The following is a 21,243-nucleotide window of genomic DNA, read 5'->3' as shown; positions in this document are numbered from 1 at the left end:
ATGCGAGATGCCAGCAGCGCCATCAGATAGGGCCGGCATTCGTCTGGAGTTGATAAACCCGGGATTATAACTTGGGACTGCTTATGAAGCGTTCCCAGCCCGCGTCCTCCAAAATTACATCGCTTGCTTTTTCGCTAATCATGTAGATAGATGAAGCAATGAAGAACCCCGGTATTTTGGGAAAAACCGAGGCGTCCACGATTCGCAGATTCCGGGTTCCGTGAACACGAAATCGGCTGTCCACTACCGCCATCTTGTCGCCGGCAGGTCCCATCTTGCAGCTGCAGGAAGCATGGTGTCCCCAGGCCTGATTCCTGATGAAGTCGCGTATATCTTCACGGCTTCTGACTTCGGGTCCAGGCAGCACCTCCTCGTCGACGACGTCCTCACATCGTTTGATGATATTTCGAACCGTTTCCACTCCGGCAACAAGTGATTCCATATCCTCCCCGGCATTGGTGCCCTCGGAGAAATAATGGAAATTGATGTCAGGCACGTCCCGGGGATCCCCGGAACGAAGCGTGACGCGCCCGGCGGTGTTGGCGGTATGTCCCTTTAGAATGGCCCAGGTAAAGGCGTTTTCCGCCTTGCTGATATCCTTGGAGTAGCCGGGATAATAGCCCCGAAAATCGCCGATCAGGCCAAAAATAAATAAATCCGGGTCCGGGCGTTCGGGAAACGAGCGTTTCATGAGAGCTAGCGTAGCGCCATTGGTGCTGTACGGTCCTTCCTGGCGGAGCCACTGGGTGAACTGTGGATCGGGGGTTTCGCCTGGCGCGGGACAGCGAAGTTCCATCCCCTCGATCAAGGGAATGTTTTGCTTGAGCCGTGTTACCACTCCTACTTCATACCGGTCTTGAAGGTTTTCTCCCACTCCAGGCAGGTCCACTTTGACTTCAATTTCATGAGCCTCCAACTCTTCCCGGGGGCCGATCCCCGAAAGCTTGAGCAACTGCGGCGTATTGAATGCGCCTGCCGAGACAATCACTTCCCGTTCCGCAAGCACGGTTTCCGTCACGCCGGGAGTCGCCAACTCATGCCTGGGATCGGCGCGATATTGATGAGCGCCGGCCAGATACTCCACTCCGTAAGCCCTGTTCTGACCATCAAGCAGGATGCGCTGTGCCAATGCGTGGATTCTTACTTCAAGATAGCCCGGGCATTGCTCACGAACTCGCGATATATACTCCCGTGTGCCCATCCTCCGCGCGTTCTGCGTAGTGATCGGTATCTTGCACAGACCCTCCGGTTTCCTGCGGATAAAACGCCAATCGTTGGGGTCGCCGTGAGTCCTCAATTTAAGCAGGGTACGTTTCACAGGATTGACAATGCTGCGTAGAGATTCGGTCAGCGCGGCTTTCGCAAGCTTCCTCAAAACCTTGTCGTTCAGCAGCATTTCGCGTTCGGCCAGGTTGGTCGGCAGCCAGCCCTCGAATCCATGCCGGCTTTCCGGTCCTTCGAACCTGCTCGCGTATTCGCAGCGTTCCAGGCGCTTGAAATACTTGTGCATATTCTCACTGCGCCAGGATGCGTCTCCTGTCAACTCGGCAATATAGTCCCAATCACTGTTGTGGGGATAAACCAGTATCATGGCGTTGTGTGCGGTACACCCGCCTAGCGTCCCGGAACGGGGATAGAGGACGCCGTTCTGCTCAGCGCTGAACTTGTCGTCCAATTTCTGCCGGTCGTTGTCAGCATAGTGGCGTACGAAAAAATCCCAGCGGAGGGCCTCATGTTCCGAAGCATGCGCATGAAAGGCGGGAACATAATATTCGCAGGGGTTCTCTTCTCCTCCTGCTTCCAGCAGCAACACGCGGAAACCTTTCAGGGCGAGGTTACAGGCAAGCGGTCCTCCCCCCGCACCGGAGCCAATCACAATATAATCGTATTTGTTGCCGGAAGATGGCGGACAATCCAGGGGACCGAACGGCCGCGATGCTCCCTTCCAGAGAAGGGAGGTGCATCCCGTCAGAAGGGTGCTTGCGCCCGACAGCAGTAAGGCGCCGAACTTGATAAAACTACGCCGGGAGATCAAGGATGAAACCCAGAAGTATTTTCAGCAACGGCCTTCAAAGGACAGTTCTGAAATCAGTATAAAGAAAAACCTTCTTGTGGCGCCGGCGGGTGCATTTGTTTGCATTTTCTCCCTTCGACAACGCGCACGGGGGCGCACCAGCCTCATGATTACATAGTCTTGAGGAACTCGATCAATGCCCGTTTGTCGCTCTCACCGAGGACCGGCCGACCTTCATCTGCGGGAAGGTAATCCGTTCCAAAGTAATGTCCCCGGTTCACAACAAAGTCCGGGCACTTGCTCACACCAAGTAGAGGATCGACAAGATCGGAGTAGACTTCCCGCAGTTCCTCGTCCGTAATCCGGTCGGGATTTATTTTGGTCAGGATAAGGTCCCCAAGATGCCCTTTGAGTTTCTTAAGGAGAGGCTTGACCTCGTCGCCCCTCTTTTCCAGGTCCAGATTGGATAGCAGACTGACAGGAGTGCCGGCGGGTATCGGTCCGAGATCCAGTACGCCGTCGTGGATAGGCAGCCTGACATACCAGGGGAGATAACCCTCCGGTATCAGCACCCAGCTCCTTGCCCAGGTTCGGTCGATAATGCCCGGTACTTCCTTGCCGGATCGGGTGAGGTAAGTGCGGTCCTGGCAACTATTTTTCCCCCCATCCCCATATTCCTCAGTGTAATGATCAGTCACAGCGTACAAATCTTTTTGATCGCAGTAGCGCTTCTCTGGCCAGAGTAGCTGCTCTATACCGCTGTCGAAGGATTTCATCCTGTCCTCAACTGAACCCGAGGGATAGAACTTGCCCAAGGTGTTGTTCAGCAGGAACGGTGCCGTTGACCAGAGGCTTGCGAGGGAAGCCGGTCTAATGTATCCGCGGCCGCCACCCGGCATGGAGTATGCCTGGGGCTTCCGCGTTAGCGGATGATGAATCGTAGTGCTGCCAACCGAAGGCAACTTCTTGTAGGAGGTGGATGAGAAATTATCCCAGGTATCGCCCTCGAGAGCATTTGTGGCGAGGGAAGCACAGATGTTGGTTTCGAGTAGCGTGACTGGTATCCGCAGGTCGGTAGAGAGGAAATTGTCGTCGAGGAAATCTTCTTTTAATACTATCTCCTTCATTTGTTCTCTGAACTCGTCAGTTTTGGTCCAGTTCCAGTACTGGTTCCAGCAATTCAGATAATCCGGGCCGACACAGCCATCGTTGCCGAAGAATTTCACCGCTTTCTCGGGAAGCTTGCTCGAGTGGCACCCGGCGCAATTCTCTGCAAACACTTCCTTGCCGCGCTTCAGCGTGCCCGCGTCGGTGGTCAAATAGCGCTCGCCTCCCGGTGCTTCCTTCAAATAATCCGGCCTGCTTGCGGCGAGGAAAAACAAGGATGTGTCCAGCGTCTGGTTCTCCGTTGCCCTCCAATAGCTGGAATTCTTTGCCGCGGTCGCAATCGGGAAAGGAGTAAACGGTTTTCCTCCAATCAGTGGATTGAAGTGCTGGAGCCACTCCTCGCTAAAGAGACCGATGTTCACGAAAACCCGGTTTAAAGCACCCAACGCTCCCACCGAATCTGCCCCGTCCTTGAGAACCAGCGGTGTAGCCACTCTATCCGGACTTTTAAAAAACTCTCTCAGCACGCTATCGGGAGGAATCTCATAGTCATTAAACTGTTTATTGTTCAGTTCGCCGCCCGTCAGTTTTTCGTAACCCCAGCGGAGCGCATTCTTCATGCGCGGCCCAAGGTTGTAAATCGCATTCATGGTACGTGGATTGTTCATATAATCGGTTGAGATCAGAGAAGTATCCAATGCACCAGGTCGATTAGTGCTGAGAAACTGATAGGCAAAGCTGTTCTTATCGGCCTCGTAGGCGAACACCCGATCGAACCAGAAGTATTGTGCGCCCGGGTTCGAATTGAGATTACTCCATTCCGGGTTCTCGGGATCCTTCGGCGGATTGGAAGGGTTCGGACCGACATGGCAGAATCCGCACGACATGCCTACGCGATAGGGCTTGACCAGGTTGGCGTCGTTATAATATGAAGGATCGGTATAAAACCTTTCGGGGTCCCAACGCTTTCTCGCGGTTTCATCGAAATCCGGATTGGGGAATAGTCGTAGCCCTACGATGCCACTTGCGTAGCCATAGTAGGAGCCTATCGGTACTGTCTTGCCACGTGAGCCGATCTTGACGCCAGGATATTTTTGCTCATTCTCAAAAGGATCCGGTCCGCAGTTCGGATCGCGCACATCCAGATAAAGGCCAAAGCGATCCCTGCGTCCTATCGGTTTACCCTGTGGATCGGCGTTTTTCTTGAAGCAGGGTTCATTGACGAGACCAAACCAATACCAGCGATTGTCGCGGCTGTATCCCGGATTTTTCATAAGACTGGGATGGTTTGAAAGGACCTTCAGGAGATCGAAACTTCCCTCGCTGTTAATGTTGAGATGATCCCAGAATTTATCGTTGCCACCCGTCCAGACGATCCAGTTGTTACGGCCTCTGACCACGGCTTTTACGGCGTCCTCGGGTGTGCGGGAGATACCTGGCAAAAATGGTTCCAGTGCGGCAACAACCTTGTCCGGCTGCTGGCTGATGCCATAGTCCATATCCTTGAAGTAATCCTCGTCCGCACCAGGAAAGCTTTCCGCCGATCTTTTCGCGCATTGCGCCTCATCTTTGACTGCGCCCGCCTTCGCGTACGCGCCCTCGATACACTCTGTCGCGATCCAGGGGGGGCGCTTGTAAGCGCAACCGGCCATGAATATAACCAGTCCCGTTGCAATGAAGGTGATAGCAGCCATTCTGGATTTCATAGCAGCCTCCTGCGATAAATCAGATGTTGGTATAACCTCGGCTTATATTGGACGTGCTGGAAGTACCTCAATCAAACGCTGAGCCGCATCGCGGGAAACCGTGTGGAGGCCATGGATATTGGCATATTGATACTCAACTCTCGCACCCTCTTTAGACTCCGTGTGGAACGTGTTCCGCTCTGCTGATTTCAGTCTAGGCGCGATTCCTGAAAATACAAGAAATTCCACCGGGGCATCGGCAGCGTGTTATTTGCGAAGATAAAAAGCTGTTCTGGATGGCCGCAAATCCAGCCCAACCACGAAACATAATGACATCCAAAGAGCCCTTTTCCGCTCTGTCAATGTGCCGGAAATCGGATTGACTAAATGAAGAACAGATATATGATGAAATCAGGACGCGCGAAAAAATGCACACTGCGGCACAAATCTGCTGAAGGAAAAGAACTGGCCGTTGAGGGGCGCAAGGCAGGGTCCGACAGGGCTGCCAAGGTTGGGTGACCTGAAAAAGTACGATTTATTCGAGTTTCCGCAACCGGCTTAGCAGTCTGAGTGATGTACCAGGGAATGGTCCTGGCCGCGCCGATGGTTGGGGCTTATGTGTTGTAGATATGCAATACAGATAGGGAGGTAACAATGGCCTACGATATTGAACAGGTGATCAAGATGTCTGAAGACGAGCTTGACAGATTGTTTTCTGCCAGCGAATCCGGGGAGATTCCCGACGGTGAAGCAAAGGGTACGGCCATTATCGCACCGGGGGCCGGCTACAATCATGCCATTGCACAGATAGTCAATTATTTTGCCTGGCAGGGCAAGATCTTCGACGCCAAGAGCGGTACGTTGAAGAACGAGATTACGCCCTTTGGCCTTCGCGCCATCCTTGCCAGGGTTTACAAGGGCGACAGCTGGTTCGACCAGAAGCCGTGCATCGTCCTTGATTATTCAGAGACATCGGTGGTTGCGCAAAGGATACGCGACGAAATTCGCAAGGTCGCAGACAAGCAATATTTGGGCAAGGTTTACTGGGGCAAGAAACAGTTAATACATTTCTTCCTGCAGTTCTGAGCGGCTCCGCCGCATACCCATTGGGGCGAACTTCGAGCCCAGGGAGGGAAGCGACTGGTGGATTTCCTTCGATAAGAATTTGACGAAAGACCTGGCAAAGCAGGCCGCCTCTCAAAGTAAAGTGTTGAGCCAAGGGGCTGCGGCAAGCTGGACGCCCGTCATGTTGCACCGTTGGTACCTTGAAACCAGACATGAGGTCCGGACAGCCAACAACCTATACCGATACCCCGCCAAGAAGGCCGGGTGAATCTATAAAAGGAAGTCGTATAAATGTTTACTTGAGATAGAAAACTATGACACCCCAATCCAGCTTCTTGATTGTTGCGACTGTACGTGATGGGCAGTTGAAAAACCTGCGAACATTATTCGCCTCGATGAACAAAATACCTGGTCATGCTGACCCGGACAATGAGTTGATTTCATTCGGGAGGTTTGATCGCTTGCATGTTGCGCGTTTTGTAATCATAGAAGCAAGAACCGCACACGAAATTAAAGAATTTGGTGTAACACCAAGACCGTGGCTACCCACACTTGCCTTTCTTGGCGACATTGATGGAGATGTACATACTTTTTTACTAGAACTCGTGGAGCATGCGGAATCAGGTCTAAAAAAAATCTTTTCTCATTGCGAAGGTTTTTCTGAGGAAGATCAAAATCTGCTGGAATGGATGAAAGCAAACAATATAAATGCTAACGCCAATTATGTTAACTGGATCGGTCGAACGGTCAGGCAAATCCATGAAGAAGCAGCGCTACATCGAAGTTTGTCTACCTATTTACAGAAGGTTGTTGATGACGATGGCCGGGAGAATGTCCGTGCCTTAAGGCAAAAGCTGTTGTCTTACGTCGAATTGGAAAAATATAAAGGCAGGCTTACGTTATCCCCACCGGAACCCACACCTCGTGAATGGAAAATCCGCAATCTCCTGCATAAGATCGGGATTCCATTGATCATACTTTTTCTATCCCCGCTATTGTTGGTTATCGCTCCTTTCTTCGCGCTACGCTTGAGAATGCTGGAACGTTCAGAACCTGAGCTCTTTATCCGACCCAGCCGTAAACATTTAGCAGAACTTACAGTGCAGGAAGATTGGGATGTCACTAATCAGTACAGTGTGTTTGGTGATGTGAAACCTGGCCTGTTCCGCTTACTGACTTTCAAATTCATACTCCTGCTGACTGACTATTTTGCCAGGCACATATACAACCGTGGATTTCTCGCTCGAATAAAAACGATCCATTTTGCCCATTGGGTGCTCATGGATAATAACCATAGAGTTTTTTTCGCCAGTAATTACGATGGTAGCCATGAAAGCTATATGGACGATTTTATTAATAAGGTCGGCTGGGGCTTGAATCTCATCTTTAGCAATGCTGTCGGCTACCCTACCACGAGGTGGATTATTAAAGAAGGCGCACATCGGGAGCATGCGTTCAAATATACGCAAAGGCGACATCAGATACCCACAGAGGTTTGGTATAAAGCCTACCCCGGACTAACAGTCGTTGATCTGGCGCGAAATAGTCGTATTCGGCAAGGCGTGGAAGTTCGCCAATCCAATGATGCGGAAATCAGTGAATGGCTCAGCCTGATCTGAGCAGGGAGTATGGAAATGAAAAAATCAAGCGACTTTGAATTCGATGATCTGCAGGGACTGCTACGCTTTGGATATGGGAAATTAACGGATACCTGTTTCATGTTGCTGAATATTGCGAATGTTGATTTGGCTAAACAATGGCTGAATACGGTGCCGATCAACAGTGCCATTACGAAGGATCCTCCGCCGGCTACGGCGGTGCAGATTGCCTTTTCTGTAGAAGGTCTGCGTGCACTGGGACTAAAGGAATCAGTTGTCGATGGCTTCTCCGATGAGTTCATCGTGGGTATGGCAGGAGATGAAAGCCGCTCTCGCCGCTTGGGCGATGTGGGCCGCAATGCACCGCAACGGTGGAAGTGGGGTGGCAATGCGGCACAAGTGCCGCATGTTTTATTACTGCTTTATGCCAGAAAAGGGAATATTGAAGCCTGGCGAAAAACTGTAGAAGGTGAACATTTCTCAGGGGCATTTCTGTTGCTGGAAGAATTACCTACACTTTATATAGGCGACATTGAATCTTTCGGATTCCACGATGGCATCAGCCAACCAACAATTGACTGGACGCAGCGACAAAGCACGGATATACATGAACGCGATAGTTTTTCCAACTTGCTTGCTGTTGGAGAGATGGTGCTTGGCTATCCCAATGAATATGGGCAATACACTGCGCGACCGCTCATCGATCCCAGGAAAGACAAACTTGCAACCTTGCTGCCTAATGCCAACAATGACCCCGCATGGAAGGATTTTGGTCGTAATGGAACATATCTGGTGCTTCGGCACCTGGGCCAGGATGTTGCCGGTTTTTGGCAGTTTCTTGACAAGGTGTCGGATCACGTGCCGCAAAAACGAGAACAACTTGCTGCAGCGATGCTAGGTAGAGAACGTAATGGCACGCCTTTGATTGCGGAACGCATTCCAGGTATCCCACGCGAAGATCATTGGAACGATTTTACCTTCGACCAGGACCCAAATGGGAACCATTGCCCGCTTGGTGCACATATCCGTCGATCCAACCCACGCACAGGCGACCTGCCACCGGGGGTAAATGGCTTTATCAGCCGGTTGATCAAGATATTAGGTTTTGGTCAAAGGCCGGACGAGGATCTGGTTGCCTCTTCCCGTTTTCATCGTTTGCTGCGACGTGGTCGCAGTTATGGACCAGCACTTGCGCCGGAAGATGCCATCAAACCGGATGCGCCTGCCAGCGAACGTGGTCTGCAGTTTATTTGTCTCGTAGCCAACATATCACGGCAGTTTGAATTTGTTCAGAATGCCTGGACCATGAATAGTAAATTTAATGGGGTGCAAGAGGAAAGAGACCCATTGCTGGGGAATCGCGAACCGTTAATGAGCGGTGAAGGTACTGATCATTTTAATTGTCCCGGTCAGTCCGGGCCGATGCAGAAAACCAGTCATTTGCCGCAGTTTGTTACCACCCATGGTGGCGGATATTTCTTTATGCCTGGGCTGCGTGCACTAAAGTACATTTCGGCCTTACCTGCTAACGGGAGTGATAGCCATCATGACGAAGATCAAGAACCGGATACTAAAAGCTATTCACAATTTTCTGATTCAGCTGCTACGCATTGAGCGCCGATTAGAACCCTGGTTTCGTCCACAGTGGAACTATCTCTTTCGCGAGCCCAGCGCGAAGTTTATCCAGTTTTTGATTAACCGGCGACGCAAGAACGAAGGCCTGCAACTGGCTGAAGAAAAATTCTACCCGGATGAGGAAGAGAGTTTAAATAAAATTATCGACCTCATGATGGATCAGATGCGCGGGCGTTTCAAGCCGGGGGGGTACGAGCGGGGCGGTAATACAAAAACACACGGTATTGTGCGTGCCACGGTAACCATACGAGATGATTTGCCGGAACATTGTCGCATAGGTGTTTTTGCCAATCCACGCAGCTACCCTGCCTATGTACGCTATTCCGGACCGGGGCCGAATGTGCCTGCTGACATTAATGATGTAGGTTTTATGAGTATGGCGGTGAAACTCATGGGTGTTCCGGGCGAAAAGCTCATGAGTGAGGAAAAATTTACGCAGGATTTTATAACAACCAGTGGCGGCGCGACGTTTGTCACGCCCAACACGCGGGAAAATGCCAAACTCCAATACTGGAGCCTGGTAGATATGACGCTTTATTATTTTCTCAATCCGAAGGATTCCCACTTGCTTGACTTCTTCATGCAGAGTCTGTGGAATGAAACTCAGTATAACCCCTTGGGACGACGTTACTGGAGTTGCACCCCCTATCTATTGGGTGAAGGACAGGCCATGATGTACTCATTCGTGCCAAAAACGCCAGAAGTTGAAACTCATATTCCTGGTCTGCCATTTGGCACACCGCCTTTCAATTATCTACGGGAGAACATGATCAAGACTTTGAATGAGAAAGATGTTGAGTTTGATCTTATGATTCAGTTACAGACAGATCCCCATTTAATGCCCATCGAAGATGGTTCGGTACGTTGGCCCGAAGAGCTTTCCCCGTTTATTCCTGCTGCTACCGTTCATATCCCGAAACAAAAATTTGATACCGAGGCGTACCTTGAGTTTGCCAAACGACTGAAAATGAATCCCTGGCATTGCCTTCCCGAGCATAGGCCATTAGGCAATCTGAATCGAGCGCGCTTTAGAATGTATTATGAGTTATCCAAATTTCGGCAGGAGATGAATCAAACCATACATCTTGAACCAACCGGGGATGAAATACTCGATTAGTATTGTTATCGCATCTGCCTCTGTTGTGTTCCGCGAGCGATTGCTCGCAGGGAAAATTCTACTTTTGAATTGTCTGCACAGTGGGGAAGCTTACGCATCCACCAATCATTCCTGGCACCAAGAAAGACTTTGATACTTAAAATTGATTTGCTGTCATAGCCTTCTCGTTAAATGGTCACACCGTTTGGAATGAATCTTGGATTCATGCGATCATAGCTGAAAGGGCGGCTGCTATTTCTTTGATCAATTTGCCCTTCTATTTCTTTTAACCTGTCTCTGAATCGCTTTATCACATCGCGCGCCTCAGGATCGAATTGCTGTAGCTCGTACTGACCGATTGAGTTAACACGAAAATTTGTCGAGAAATAGGTCCAGGTCTGGGAATACGCGGCTCGAAACGCTGGCTGAAACTTCAACAAATCGGCTGCATCGATTTCAGTGTTTTTTCCCGCCGGAGGTGGCGCATAAGCTGAATGCGGCATGTTGGGAACGAACCCCGGATATTTGTATTGGTTGAAGTGAATGCAGGAATGAAAAGCAGTACATAAAAAAATGATATGACCGAGAGTCTCAGCTAGCTCTTGCCTGGAATCGAATCTGGCAGGAAACCCGGGGATTCTGCCGCGATCTCGTGCACTGATATCATTTGCCCATGCCTGAATTTCATGGTCTCCGGTAACATCTGCTTCAGATTTGTAATATAAATCGACATATTCTTTGATAAAGCTTTGAATTGCATTCCATAGCAAAATGCCATCATCGCGATAGGGATAAAAAAGATCAGGATTATCGACTTCCCGCTTCGCAATATCATTAGGAAAGGCGGATTCTTTAAAATTAAAGGTCGTCATGCCATTGGCCATGCACTGAGTCATCGAATCATAGTCTCCCGCAAATAACTCACCATATCGGCCCGGGCGTCCTTTCCGATCTTTCAGGAAGATGTGCTGGTGATTAACGTTGAGTGTATATTGAAGATGTGGATTTAATAGAATATAGAGCGGGTGAGATTTATAAAGCTGTCTGCGTGAAGCCATGATGATGGCTTCCATGACGTAATGGATGCGGGTCGCATGGGTATACAGTATGTGATGGTTGCCATCTGCGACTTGCGCGAACATCTTTGCTGTCAGCCAAAGGTTGCCGTCTTTTGAGGTATAGATTGAATTATCGGGCCTGGAATCCTGGTATAACTGTATGGCAATCGGCCGCAACATTCCATCAGATTGCAGAAATAATATGACGATCGGAGTGGTGATATATTGTTTTTGGCCACCGTCGATATATCCCGGATTTGACTGCAATACATGTAAGTCCGCATAGTCCAGGACGTATACGCGCTTTTGCTCAGTAGCCGCTGCATAGTCAATCTCATCAATCTGCTCTTCAAAAATTTGTCGGATCTCTGATTCCGGCAGCTTTTCCGGTAGAGGATTCTGGCGGGTTACAGCGCGCAATATCACAGGATTTACCCCGACGACGCGTTGCAGACCAAATACCAGATCTTGCTGGAAGCTATCAACCAGATCGGGGTTTGGAGGACTGGACGGATAAAAAACGTAGTCTCGATAGCTTCCCATCGGCTTGCCGAGCAGGTAGCGCAAAAAAGTAACCGATAGACTGGGTAAACTTGGAATCAACTGTAAAAGATTCATCCCCCCGCGGAGCCAATATCCAAACCCAGGTTTCTCCTGCCGCGGCAGTTCACGCACGACAGCAATAGTATTGACATACTCGTAGGCGTATTGATACTGGGCTTGCCTCTGAAGAAGATAATTTTTCCGATCTTCTACTTTGTGTACATTTTCTTCGTTTTGCGGCAGCTTGTTCGACATGGGGCCTCCTTTACAGAAAATAAAGTTCGCCTAGTTTCTGCAGCTTTTCTATATGCACGATGTCAGGAATTTTACTGCGATGCATATTCCGTTAAACGTGATCGCGCATTTCCGGTTTGAACGTGACCAGTCAAACCAAAAAGCATCCTGATATTCGAGCGTGCTTCCACATTTAAGTCCAAATACCGTTAGCTGCCGGTGACAGAGTAGATGTCTGGAAGCTTGCAACGACCGTATCGCTATCTTTTACGTTACGACCAACAATATCCGCAAGTGAGTTTGTTTCTTCAATAATAGATTGTCCAACCTTTGAGAATGTTGTTTCGTTGTGTACGTAGATCGATACAAGCGGGTTTGTCAGCGCGTGGGTAAACGCATCGTAACCAACCATCCGTACCATAAGGCGTCCAAGACTGAAGCCTTCATCATGATCTTCCGCGGATATACCGACTTGCCACTCCAGATCTTCGATCCGGTCTTTATAGAGCTCCTTCAGTTCTCGCTGTAGTTCCTTATCCTCTGTTAACTCCTCAAAACTCATCAAGCGAGGCATGCCGAATGCTTCGCGATAGTCATTGAATGAGCGCAACTTGGCCTGGCGTCCCATTGCGATCGTGCGCTCCATGACACTTCTATTATCGTCACCGATAGGAATCGGATCGAAAAAGAAACTATGCGTATTGTGAAGACCAATACGACCGGCTCTTTGTATTGATGCAGCCGTTATCAGCGTCCCAATACCATGTTGAGTTACCAAAGGGGTGTTGTTACGAAATTCATCCAGCTTGTATAACTTGTTACCGACCACGTAGTTTTCTGGAACCATTGAATGCCAGCGGTATAGGAGGTTAAATTCCAGGGAGATCCAGTTGGTGCGGTACCAGCGCTGCCTTTCCGCCAAGTCAGGGGATGGGTCGAGGGTAAAACCAAACTGTGTAAAGCGCGAGACGTAATCTCGCAAGATCACTTTAATCAGCAGCACAATCATGATGTTTCTGGCCGTCTGAAACAGGCGTTCATCATCCCAGTTTGAATAGGCTTCTTTTAACAAGTCACAAATCCGATTGTGCTCACGCAGCATGAGTGTATTTATTATGGTATAGCCGATCGACGAATTGCCGTGCTCCAATCCAACGGCAAACATGCGTTTTAGCCGCTTTTCAGGAACATTGTTGAAAATAAAATCCAAAGCGTGCCGGGGGTGCAACTTCTCGAATTCTTTATTGGCGAACACCCAATTGCCCGTCGTCGTCTCGTCAACGTTAAAGAGGTAGGGAGGATAAATATCTCCATCGATAATTTGGTACTTCAGCTTTCCATCTTTTTGTAACCGTAGATAATGTGTAATTTCTTCACGCAAACCATAGATTTGGCAGAGGTCAATTGCGTGGTTCGATGTATTTTTTCGACGATCGAGAAAATCTGTCCTGAGGAAACTATCTGTAAACCACTGGGCAAAGAAAGAAAATAGTATGCTTGTATCGACCGAAGGTATTTCCTTATTCTCTTTTCTTCGCCATAGATCAACAGTTTTCTCTATGCTCGGAAGATTCTGATCTCCTTCCGCCTCTGGCAGATGTCGTCCGGTAAATGACCTATCGGTCAGCGATTGCCATGTTGTATACGACGAAGCCATTGAAAACGGCCTGGGCCGAGGGTTTGTGGCATAGGCCTGCCAATTGATATAAATGTTACTGATAAACCGGCGCAACCACGTTATCCGGGAGGCGATCCTGGCGATCCATGGGAACCTGTTTGCAATCCAAAAAACGATCCGAAAAAAGTCATCCATAATCCCATACCTCTTTTTCGTTCATGCGGCAAACATTGATGACTTGCATATTCTTCTTTGTTGTTAAAACGTTAGTGTAGACACGGCCGATTTATAACTGAGAGAAGATGAACGAATGAGGAAGCGCAACTCATGACTCTGGCTCCTGAATCATGGAAGAAGAGTGCGATCACGAAGACCCATGAATAATAGGAACATGCAAATAAACTTCAGTACGGTAGCGCACATCACGCTCATCGATCGTCCAATTGCGACGGACACCGACTCTTTGCCATATCAAGGTCTCCTTTTCGGTAATCTCTGATATGCCGCAACGTTATTTCTTAAAATGCTTTCCGGTTACATTTATTCGGCGCAATTCGTATTAGCCAGTCGTTGGAAAAACCATAAAATGGACTATGATAAAAACTGTCGTGATCTTTCATCTGCTATTAGGCAAGTAAGGGAATTCAATGTCATCAACCAGCCGTCCGCCCGAAGAACAAGCCCGTGTCAAGCCATTTGATCCGGTAGTGCTAGACCGATCGGTCATCGCTATCCCGCTTCTCCGAGAGATGGAGGAAGAACTGCGGCGAATAAAAGCTTTTGAGGATGAGCACCCCTTCGATCCGGAGTTCAATGCTGTGATCGAGTACAACAGGGAATATCCCGGTAAGCCGGAGGAGATACGGGAGCTTGTGGTCGAGATGGCAGAGCGCGCCAAAACTCGTGCTGTGGAAGCATCAAAAAAACGCCTTGAAGAGATCTTGCCCGAGGGGAACCAGGTTCCGGATGATTCCACACAGGATCGCGACGCCATTTATGGGAATGTGGCCGTGATGGAGCAGAGGCGGCACAGCGCACTCAAAGAGGCAATCCATACGCAAAAGATTGGCCCCATCCTGGGGGATGGGTCATATAGTTTTGCTAATCTGCACGCTTCTGTCATCCGGCGCTTGCTGGCAGCGAATGACCGCTTATCTGCATCAGGTGAGGCGAGGGTTAAGCCAATCATCAAGATCCATCCTGCTCGATATGATGTCATCATTGATCTCAACCTTGAATACCCGGGTGGCCGTGAGGCTGCACGGCGCTGGGTTTTCAGGAATGTCGAGAAGGCAAAAGAAAACGTGAGGGTACGCGACGCCGGCCAGGATGTTCACCTGAGGAAAGATCAGCGTGAAAGCAGCTACATATTTGCACGGCTGGAAGCACGGGTTATTCAAGCCCTTGTCGATCTCGATATCGACGCGGCCAAGTCTGAGGCGAAGGCCAGAAATCGGGGTGAGAGCCTGGACAATTCGACCGGTGCACCGAAAGTTAATCCGAGCAAATTTCGCGCGATCTTTCGTATCTGGCCGGACTTCGAGATTTCCGCGTATATCAATAAATCAATCGCCACCGTGAAAGCCGATGCTGCGCAAAATTCTTTTTCGGCGCATGGTGCGGGAATCACATGGGCTGTTATGGATTCGGGAATCAAGCACGATCATGAGCACTTCCGTAAATACAATAACGTCGATCCAGACTCAAAATGGCATAAGGATTTCACGATAGATGGCGCAGGCGCCTTCGATGACGAAAATGGACATGGCACGCATGTCGCCGGGATTATTGCTGGAGAATGGTCCGTTCCAATCGATGCGCCTGCGGCCCCAAACGCGTCCTTCTATGCATCCAGGCCGGCTGTGCGAGTTCCTGTCGCGGTCTCGCGCTATGTGAAAAAAGACTCCGAGGATATCGAATATCAGCCGATAAAACTCGTCGAGGGCATGAGCGGCATGGCTCCGCGGTGCAAGCTCGTAAGCTTGCGGGTGCTGGATGAAAATGGAAAAGGCAGCGTGAGCAATCTTATCGCCGCAATCGGTCACGTGCAGGAAATCAATGGTTATGGACGGAGACTTCTGATTCACGGTGTAAATATAAGCCTCGGATATTCTTTCGAGCCTGAGTGGTTTGCGTGTGGTCAGAGTCCGCTTTGCGTAGAGGTGGATCGTCTGGTAAAAACCGGCGTTGTCGTTGTTGTTGCGGCTGGCAATACCGGATACGGAACGCTGAAGTCCACCAATGGCGCCACAGCCGCGGGCATGGCCCTGACAATCAATGACCCCGGCAATTCCGACCTGGCCATTACCGTTGGCTCGACGCACCGCGATATGCCGCATATTTATGGCGTATCGTACTTTTCCTCCAAAGGGCCGACGGGCGATGGCCGCCTCAAACCGGACCTCGTCGCTCCGGGCGAGAAGATTCTCTCTTGCGCAGCGGGTCACCTGAAAAGCGAGGGCGCGCGTGGCATGGAGTGCGACTACGTAGAAACCAGCGGCACGAGTATGGCGGCTCCCCATGTCAGCGGCGTGATCGCCGCATTCCTGTCCGTGCGGACCGAATTCATCGGCAAGGCGGAACGCGTCAAGGATATCTTCCTTGCCTCCGCCACGGATCTGCGGCGCGACCGCTACTTTCAGGGCGAGGGTCTCGTTGATCTGATGCGCGCCATTCAGTCAGTATGAGCTCGCAGGTCAATAACATAATAAAAGGAGGAGCACATTATGAATGACATCGCGGGAATTCCGTATATTGAAGCACAGTTCGACAAGAATGGCCGTCCAACCGGTGAAGTCGTACTGCCGGCAGGGGTCACGGACGTCCTGGTCATATCGCACGGATGGAATAACAACAAGGCCAGAGCCGAAGCGCTCTATCGTGAGTTTTTCGAGAACTTCGCGGCTGTTGCCGAGCCCAACGATCTGCCGGGACGCAGCTTTGCCATCGTTGGGGTAATTTGGCCTTCAAAGGAATATGACGCTTCCGTTGCCGTTTCCGGCACACCGGGCGCAGGACAAGGAGCTGCCAGCCTGGGTGGTGGTGCAAACGGGGATTCTATCGACGCGATCGAGGAGAAGCTCGATCAGATGAAAGAAGTGTTCACCGAGCCCGGGCAACAACGGCTTCTGGAGGAAGCGAAAGCACTCCTTCCGGATATCGAGGAAAAATCCTCCGCACGGCTTGAATTCGCGAACAAGATGCGCTCATTGCTCGATCCTGGGGCCGCAACCAAGGAGGATGCGTCAGATAGTTTCTTCAAGGACGACGGCAATGAACTGATGAAAAATCTGAAGGCCGATGAAGATGACCTTGATGAGGAAATAGCAAGTGCAGGTACTGGGGGTGGGGCATCGCTTGCCCTCGGGGTGGGGACCGTTACCCCGCCGGAGGGTGGGGCGGCGGGACTTGTGGAGTTTTTCTCCGGGTTCAAGGCCGCAGTCGTAAACCTCCTCAATTACACAACGTACTACGAGATGAAGACTCGCGCCGGTGCAGTGGGTCGGAATGGCGTCGCTCCCCTTATAGACAAACTTGCGACGCAGGTGCAGGGAATTCACCTGATCGGTCATAGCTTCGGGGGCCGCGTGGTCACCGCGGCCGCCTCCCATTCCAAAAACGATAAAATAAAAACGATGGCGTTAGTGCAGGCGGCTTTCTCGCAGAACGGCTTCTCCAAGGACGTGCCGGGATTCTTCCGGGGGGTGGTCGATAATCAGCGGATCAAAGGTCCTGTCCTGGTAACGCATACCCCTAACGACAGAGCTGTAGGTTTCGCGTATCCGCTGGCATCCCGCATTATTGGAGATAAGACCATGGCGTTTGGAGATAAGGACGACATGTTTGGAGCTATGGGTCGTAATGGAGCACAGAAAATGGAAGACGGTGAGACCGTTACCGGTCGGCTACTCTCGGTGGGCTCCAGTTATGCATTCCAACCCGGTAAGTACTTCAATCTCGAAGCCAGCGATTTTATAAAGGACCACAACGACGTAAAAGGGAAGGAAATCGCCTACTTGGTGCGTAAAGCCATCGCAGCTTGAACATGAATCAAGCCAGCCCGTCAGTCAGGGGGAGGGGCTGGAGCGGCTCTACAGAGCGAGAAAAAGACTTCACGGATGAAGTTGTATCCCTTAGTCAGGGGTGGGGCGGGTGGAAGCGGTGCGGTATCGCCCCCACTGCCCGATTGCCCGGTCCTCCGCTTCGCGGGCTTTCCTCCCTTTCCTCCATGATCTCCTCCTCAGAGCCTGGCGAATGCACGGAAAGGCAGACTGCGCCAGGGCCGCTCCATTCGCTTAAACCTGTGGGACGTAAAAACTGGCGCTTATTGCGGCGCTCCTGCATGATAGACGTTTACGCCCGTCGTTATGCACTTGACCACCGATCTTCAAACTCGGTTGGCCATTATGGCCGTTCTCGCAAAAACTGAAGCAGGCAGAAACTTTTCGCCCGAAATATAATCAAAAAAACGAACGTATTGATTATCTTGATCTCCTCCGGCGCGGCCTCTTTGAATTCGAGACCGTCGGAAAGTCTCGTGCCGGGCCACCGGTATCCACCGCATAACAAAGTAGTCTACCCAGGCCAGAGCGGCTCAGTCCGATCTCTGGAGAGGTATGTTTGGGCTGAGATATGAGTTAAGACTTTGTATTTAAGCTTCTTATAATTTTAACGGTATTGGCCGCGAACTATTTCATGAACGTTTTTTACGAAGAAGAAGGTACCTTCAAAGTTGGCGCGGTTCTTGCGGACAACACGACCTCACTTCAGGTGGAGGCGCCTCACGGCAAGCGCGCGAAAATAAAGGCAGCTTCCGTGTTGCTGCGGTTCAACGCGCCTTCCTTGTCGGAATTCATGGATCTTGCCCAAAAAACGGCGGAGGATCTGGACCCGAATTTTCTTTGGGAATGTTGCGAGAGCGAAGCAGAGTTTGCCAGTGATGCATTGGCTGCGGATTATTTCGGCCACGCAGCCACCCCTGAGGAAGCGGCGGCAGTGCTGATCCGGTTGCACAGCGCACCGATGTATTTCTACAAGAAAGGGCGCGGGCGCTACAAGGCTGCTCCACCGAAAGCGCTCGAGGCAGCGCTTGCCAGTCAGGAAAAAAAGCGCCGCCAGGCGGAACAGCAGGCGCGTTATATGCAGTTGCTGAGCGAGTTCATTCTGCCGGAAGAATTCGCGTCATCGCTATCCAGCCTGCTCTACCGGCCCGACAAGAATACCATCGAGTGGAAAGCACTGGAGGCGGCTTGTAGCGCAAGCAAGCTGAGCGTCTTCCGGTTGCTGGAGAAATGCGGTGCGATACCCTCTACCCACGACTTTCATCTCAACCGCTTTTTGCTGGAGCACTTTCCGGAAGGTACTGGTTTTGCCGCGCTCAGTGAGGGGGAACTGAGCGATCCGGCAGACTTGCCGATAGCGGATGTGACTGCCTTCAGCATTGATGATGTCACCACTACCGAAATCGATGATGCTTTTTCGGTGACTCCCTTGACCTTGGGCAGCTTCCGCATTGGTATTCACATTGCGGTCCCGACGTTGGGAATCCGGCCAGGCTCGCCGCTGGATACGGTGGCGGCACAGCGGCTGTCGACTGTGTACCTTCCGGGCAGCAAGATCACCATGTTGCCAGAGCCTGTGATACAGCACTACACATTGTGCGAAAGACGCTTGCGGCCAGCCCTCTCGATGTACCTGGACGTGGCGGATGATTTCACGGTTTTCGCCACGACCAGTCGCGTCGAACAGGTCAGGATTGCCGCCAACCTCAGACATGATACCCTGGAGGAGCACTTTAACGAATCCACGCTGGCGAGAGGAATCGTCGATCATCCCTTTGGTCAAGAGTTGTTGACGCTGTGGAATTTCGCCTGCAAGGCGGAGGCCCTCAGGGGAAAGACCAACGACAGCAACAATGACAGAATCGATTACTGTTTCAGCGTTGTCGATGATCACATTTCCATTAGTCAGCGCCGGCGGGGTTCGCCAATTGACAAGGTGGTGTCGGAACTGATGATTTATGTCAATGCCGAATGGGGCAAGCAGCTCGCTGACAACGGCGTTGCCGGTATTTATCGCAGCCAGGGGGGCGGCAAAGTCAGAATAAGCACCTCTCCCGCGCCGCATCAGGGCTTGGGCGTCTCGCAGTACGCCTGGATAAGTTCGCCTATGCGCCGCTATGTGGATTTCATTAATCAGCGGCAACTGGTTGCGTTGCTGCGCGGAGAAACGCCGCCTTATACCAGAGAGAGCGAGAGCCTGCACATCTTCATGCGAAGTTTCGAGGCTGCTTATGAGGTCTACGGGGATTTCCAGCGCAGCATGGAGCGCTATTGGTGTCTGCGCTGGCTGTTGCAGGAAAACGTCACCACAACCGGTGCGCAGGTATTGAAGGAAAATCTGGTGAAGCTGGATTGCCTTCCGCTGGTGGCACGAGTCGCCTCATTACCTGAAATGCCGCCGGAAACAAATATCGAAGTTGAGATTTCGAATATCGACTTGCTGGAGCTCACTTTCAACGTGAAATTCCTGCGCAAAGTGCAGACATGAAATTTTATCGCCATTCATGTGACGAATGACGTCATTTTTGTTTAAAATGTCGTGAAATTTCTACTCCAGCATAATTCTCATACTCTTCGGCAGATTGAGCGCCTCCCCGAATATATTCGATTTCAATACCGCTGCGGCTCCGGGTTGGCTGCCAGGAGCATCTTCACGCCTGAACCTCGCTATATTGATATCGGTGATTTTCCATGCGGTTGTGTTGTTCGGTATCAATTTCAAATTCCCGCTCCCTGAAAACGGCAAGGCGGGCACGCCGCTGGAAGTGGTGCTGGTGAACAGCAAGTCCGCTTCCAAACCGGACAAGGCAGACGCGGTGGCACAGGCCAACCTGGATGGCGGAGGCAATACCGACAGCAATCGCCGGGCCAAAACTCCTTTTCCGGTTACACCGAAGCCTAAACGGTCGGGGGATACGTCCACCCCCGCGCATCCGGCCACGCCCACAGCCATGCAAAAAACGGAGCAGCTTGAACAGGAGGCGGAGCGGTTGATGACGGCGGTCAATAATGATCACGATCAAAGCGTTTATCAGGCTGATCTCCCTGTTGCGCAGTCCGAAGAGAACCGAGCCATTAATGGGGTCGATCTGGTTCAGCGAAGCTTTGAAATTGCTCGGCTGGAGGCACAGACTGCCCGGAATTACGAAGCTTATCAGAAGCGTCCGAAGCGCAAATTCGTCGGCGCCCGCACGCAGGAGTACCGGTTTGCCCGTTATGTCGAAGATTGGCGCCTCAAGGTGGAACGGGTCGGCAACCTCAATTATCCTGAAGCAGCGAGACGGGAGCAGCTTTACGGGAGCTTGCAGCTCACAGTCGGCATCAAAGCCGATGGAAGCCTGGAATCGATCGAAATAAATCGGCCCTCGGGGAAAAAAGTGCTGGATGAAGCAGCGATACGAATCGTTAACCTCGCCGGCCAAAACGGATTTGCTCCGTTCCCACCGGACATCGGCCGGGACACCGACATTCTCCACATTACCCGTACCTGGGTTTTTACCCGCTCGGATGAGCTGGCGAGCGAATAATC

Annotated in this window: 12 protein-coding genes; 8 read left to right on the top strand and 4 right to left on the bottom strand. The window is 51.1% G+C overall.

The features are described from left to right. Positions 1–64: 64 nt before the first annotated feature. Both BMX66_RS07245 and BMX66_RS07240 read right to left on the bottom strand, forming a co-directional pair. Entirely contained in the window at positions 65–2,035 is a 1,971-nt protein-coding gene (locus BMX66_RS07245) for a GMC family oxidoreductase (protein ID WP_255398856.1), read from the bottom strand. A 149-nt stretch (positions 2,036–2,184) separates the two neighbouring features. Continuing rightward, complete coding sequence (locus BMX66_RS07240; protein ID WP_090880252.1) at positions 2,185–4,827, bottom strand: hypothetical protein; 2,643 nt, start codon at positions 4,825–4,827, stop codon at positions 2,185–2,187. Positions 4,828–5,460: 633 nt separating this feature from the next. On the opposite strand from BMX66_RS07240, the gene BMX66_RS07235 reads away from it, so the two are divergent. The 4 genes from BMX66_RS07235 (at position 5,461) to BMX66_RS07220 (ending at position 10,221) form a co-directional block, all read left to right on the top strand. Further along, positions 5,461–5,892 (top strand): hypothetical protein, encoded by a 432-nt coding sequence (locus BMX66_RS07235; protein WP_090880249.1) that lies wholly within the window; start codon positions 5,461–5,463, stop codon positions 5,890–5,892. A 293-nt stretch (positions 5,893–6,185) separates the two neighbouring features. Then, complete coding sequence (locus BMX66_RS07230; protein WP_090880246.1) at positions 6,186–7,490, top strand: DotU family type IV/VI secretion system protein; 1,305 nt, start codon at positions 6,186–6,188, stop codon at positions 7,488–7,490. A gap of 9 nt (positions 7,491–7,499) precedes the next feature. Continuing rightward, the gene (locus BMX66_RS07225) at positions 7,500–9,083 is read left to right on the top strand and encodes a Dyp-type peroxidase (RefSeq protein WP_255398855.1); all 1,584 of its coding nucleotides are present in this window, start codon (positions 7,500–7,502) and stop codon (positions 9,081–9,083) included. Beyond that, entirely contained in the window at positions 9,016–10,221 is a 1,206-nt protein-coding gene (locus tag BMX66_RS07220) for a catalase family protein (protein WP_090880243.1), read from the top strand. The genes BMX66_RS07225 and BMX66_RS07220 overlap by 68 nt, the downstream gene beginning before the upstream one ends. Before the next feature lie 167 nt (positions 10,222–10,388). Here BMX66_RS07220 and BMX66_RS07215 read toward each other — a convergent pair whose 3' ends face one another. Further along, on the bottom strand, positions 10,389–12,056 hold the full coding sequence (locus BMX66_RS07215; RefSeq protein ID WP_090880239.1) for a lipoxygenase family protein: 1,668 nt from the start codon (positions 12,054–12,056) through the stop codon (positions 10,389–10,391). A gap of 172 nt (positions 12,057–12,228) precedes the next feature. Beyond that, the gene (locus BMX66_RS07210) at positions 12,229–13,848 is read right to left on the bottom strand and encodes a peroxidase family protein (protein ID WP_255398854.1); all 1,620 of its coding nucleotides are present in this window, start codon (positions 13,846–13,848) and stop codon (positions 12,229–12,231) included. 452 nt (positions 13,849–14,300) lie between these two features. On the opposite strand from BMX66_RS07210, the gene BMX66_RS07205 reads away from it, so the two are divergent. The 4 genes from BMX66_RS07205 to BMX66_RS07190 all read left to right on the top strand — a co-directional run bounded on the left by BMX66_RS07205 (position 14,301) and on the right by BMX66_RS07190 (position 21,241). After that, complete coding sequence (locus tag BMX66_RS07205; protein WP_090880233.1) at positions 14,301–16,340, top strand: S8 family peptidase; 2,040 nt, start codon at positions 14,301–14,303, stop codon at positions 16,338–16,340. Positions 16,341–16,379: 39 nt separating this feature from the next. Further along, positions 16,380–17,696 (top strand): alpha/beta fold hydrolase, encoded by a 1,317-nt coding sequence (locus BMX66_RS15635; RefSeq protein WP_090880230.1) that lies wholly within the window; start codon positions 16,380–16,382, stop codon positions 17,694–17,696. 652 nt (positions 17,697–18,348) lie between these two features. Further along, the gene (locus tag BMX66_RS07195; protein WP_090880227.1) at positions 18,349–20,202 is read left to right on the top strand and encodes a ribonuclease catalytic domain-containing protein; all 1,854 of its coding nucleotides are present in this window, start codon (positions 18,349–18,351) and stop codon (positions 20,200–20,202) included. Between the two features lie 94 nt (positions 20,203–20,296). Further along, positions 20,297–21,241 carry an energy transducer TonB gene (locus BMX66_RS07190; RefSeq protein WP_090880224.1) on the top strand — a complete coding sequence of 315 codons (945 nt, stop codon included), beginning with the start codon at positions 20,297–20,299 and terminating at the stop codon, positions 21,239–21,241. Positions 21,242–21,243: the final 2 nt, after the last annotated feature.

The sequence above is a fragment of the Nitrosovibrio sp. Nv6 genome, from assembly GCF_900110495.1.
Taxonomy (GTDB): Bacteria; Pseudomonadota; Gammaproteobacteria; order Burkholderiales; family Nitrosomonadaceae; genus Nitrosospira.
This window is presented reverse-complemented; position numbering and strand designations above follow the sequence as displayed.

What these genes read in the sequence shown, in the direction of transcription:
- BMX66_RS07240 (WP_090880252.1), bottom strand. Translation starts at nt 4,827, where the DNA reads ATGAAATCCAGAATGGCTGCTATCACCTTCATTGCAACGGGACTGGTT.
- BMX66_RS07235 (WP_090880249.1), top strand. Translation starts at nt 5,461, where the DNA reads ATGGCCTACGATATTGAACAGGTGATCAAGATGTCTGAAGACGAGCTT.
- BMX66_RS07230 (WP_090880246.1), top strand. Translation starts at nt 6,186, where the DNA reads ATGACACCCCAATCCAGCTTCTTGATTGTTGCGACTGTACGTGATGGG.
- BMX66_RS07225 (WP_255398855.1), top strand. Translation starts at nt 7,500, where the DNA reads ATGGAAATGAAAAAATCAAGCGACTTTGAATTCGATGATCTGCAGGGA.
- BMX66_RS07220 (WP_090880243.1), top strand. Translation starts at nt 9,016, where the DNA reads ATGACGAAGATCAAGAACCGGATACTAAAAGCTATTCACAATTTTCTG.
- BMX66_RS07215 (WP_090880239.1), bottom strand. Translation starts at nt 12,056, where the DNA reads ATGTCGAACAAGCTGCCGCAAAACGAAGAAAATGTACACAAAGTAGAA.
- BMX66_RS07210 (WP_255398854.1), bottom strand. Translation starts at nt 13,848, where the DNA reads ATGGATGACTTTTTTCGGATCGTTTTTTGGATTGCAAACAGGTTCCCA.
- BMX66_RS07205 (WP_090880233.1), top strand. Translation starts at nt 14,301, where the DNA reads ATGTCATCAACCAGCCGTCCGCCCGAAGAACAAGCCCGTGTCAAGCCA.
- BMX66_RS15635 (WP_090880230.1), top strand. Translation starts at nt 16,380, where the DNA reads ATGAATGACATCGCGGGAATTCCGTATATTGAAGCACAGTTCGACAAG.
- BMX66_RS07195 (WP_090880227.1), top strand. Translation starts at nt 18,349, where the DNA reads ATGAACGTTTTTTACGAAGAAGAAGGTACCTTCAAAGTTGGCGCGGTT.